The organism is Myxococcus vastator (assembly GCF_010894475.1).
Classification (GTDB): domain Bacteria; phylum Myxococcota; class Myxococcia; order Myxococcales; family Myxococcaceae; genus Myxococcus; species Myxococcus vastator.
This window is the reverse complement of record NZ_JAAIYB010000755.1, coordinates 1-2,168: the sequence shown is the minus strand read 5'-3', so window position 1 is coordinate 2,168 and position 2,168 is coordinate 1. Positions and strand designations below refer to the sequence as shown.

General features: G+C 74.5%; 1 protein-coding gene. It reads right to left on the bottom strand.

The features are described 5' to 3' along the window. Positions 1-2,151, bottom strand: a 2,151-nt coding sequence (locus G4D87_RS36915; RefSeq protein WP_240358916.1) for a MupA/Atu3671 family FMN-dependent luciferase-like monooxygenase, incomplete at its 3' end; no start/stop codon positions are given. Positions 2,152-2,168: the final 17 nt, after the last annotated feature.

Genomic DNA, 2,168 nt, shown 5'->3' with positions numbered 1-2,168 from the left:
CCCTGGCACACCCGCGCCCTCCACCATCAACTCCCCCACCACGCCCAGGGGGACGGGCTGACCGCGCCCGTCCACCACGCTCCAGGCCGTGCCGGCTGGAGCCTCCGTGCCCATCGCCCAGGCTCCGGGCCCCAGGGCCTCGTGGCGATGCGCGACGCGCCCCGGGAGCAGCCGCTCCAGCGACGCCGCCACGTCGGGCGCGGCGTCCTCCAGCAGCACCTGACGAACGGGACGCAGCGCCGCCTCCGCGCCGGGGAGCGCCAGCAGCGACCGCGCGAGCGCCGCCGTGCAGTGCAGGTGCGTGACCTCCGCCTCCCGCACGAGCGACAACAAGGCCGTCGCCGCGTCGGGCCCTTCCCTCAACTGAGGCACCGGCACCGCGAGGCCTGGCTCCGGCGAATGACGGGCTCGCAGCCCCTCCAGGTGACGCAGCCCCTCCAGGGTCGCGTCCACCTCCACGCCGAAGTCCACGAGACAGGCGATTTCGTCCACGTCGAGCCGCCGCACGCGCTCCACCACGGGGCCGCAGCTCTCCGGGGTGCCAAAGAGGCCGCCGTCGTCCATGTAGCGTTCGACGCCGTGGCTCAGCAGCGCGTCCATGTCCGCGGGCGTCAGTGAGCGCGGATCCACCTGAAGGCCCTGGCTGGCCACGAAGCCCGCGAGGATGTCCACCGAGCCGCGGAAGTAGTCGAGCAGCGGCTGTCGCACCCGCTCGCGCACCACGGCCGGGTCGTCGCCCAGGTACGCGTGCATCATCAGGCTCACGTGCCCCCGGCCCGGATGACCGTGCTGGCGCCACGCGTCCCGGTACAACGCCACCTTGGAGGCCAGGTCATCCAACTGCTGGCCCATCAAGTTGGTGAGCACGTAGGCCCCCAGCTCTCCGGCCAGGCGGAACGTCTCCGGACTTCCAGCGGCGGTGAGCCAGACGGGCAGCGACTTCTGCACGGGCCGAGGCCGCAGCGACAGCGCCACCTCCTCCCCATTCCCGTTGCGCCGGAGCACCGTGCCCCCGTGCCACAGCGTCCGCACCTCTTCGATGCCGCGAAGGAGGACCTCCTTCCTGCGCGCATAGCGGTCCGGCGCGAACACGAAGTCATTCGCGTGCCAGCCGGAGGCGAAGGACACGCCGACGCGGCCCTCGGACAGGTTGTCCAGCACGGCCCACTCCTCGGCGACGAGGACGGGGTCGTGCAGCGGGAGCACCACGCTGCCCGCGCGAATGCCCAGGCGCTCCGTCACCGTCGCCACGCCCGCGCCCACCACCGCCGGCCGGGGATAGAGCCCACCGAACGAATGGAAGTGCCGCTCCGGCGTCCACACCGCCGAGAAGCCATGCGCGTCCGCGAACTTCGCGGCCTCCAGCAGCAGCCGGTACTTGCGCCCACCCAGCGAGTCCTCGTCGTTGGCGAAGAAGGACAGGCTGAAGTCCATGGGCCGCCGCGAGCCGCCAGCGCCCGAGCCTCCCCACGCGAAGCGCGCACGCTCCGCTGGCAGCACCCCGCGCAGCCCGCGCGTCAGGGCCCACAGCAACTCCAGGCCCGCCCCCGGCTCGGTGGGCGCCTCCGCCGCGAGCCAGACGCCCCCTTCCGGTGCTCCACCCGCGTCCAACCGCGCGAACAACGCCGCGACCGTGCCGTGCGTGTGGATGGCGTGAAGCCGCTCGCCCCCAGGCCCGCGCAGGGGCTCCAGGCAGACCCGCTCGGAGCGGGGCTCGGAGACGGGCTCGGCCCCCGCCTGGGACGCGGGCTCCGAGGCCTCTGGAGCCGCGAGCACCTCGTCGACGTGGAGGACGCGCGCCCCATCGAGCGGTGCGCCCGTGCGGACGTTCGCGCGCGTCAGCAGCAACGGCGCGGGCGCGCCCGGCGGTGCGAACGCGGACAGCTCACGGAGCCGAGGCACCGGCAACAGCACATAGGCCGCGCCCACCTCCAGGACCGCCCACAGCGCGACCACCTGCTCCACCGACGCGTCCAGGCACACCGCCACCAGGGCGTCGGGGCCCACGCCTCGCGCCCTCAGCGCGGACGCGAGCCGCCCTGCTCCCGCGCGCAGCGCTCCCCACGTGACGGCCCGCCCATCCGCCGCCGTCAGCGCGACGGCTGACGCGGCCCTCGCCGCGCGCTCCCGCAGCAGCGACGCCAAGGGCACGGGCGCGGGGAGGCGGC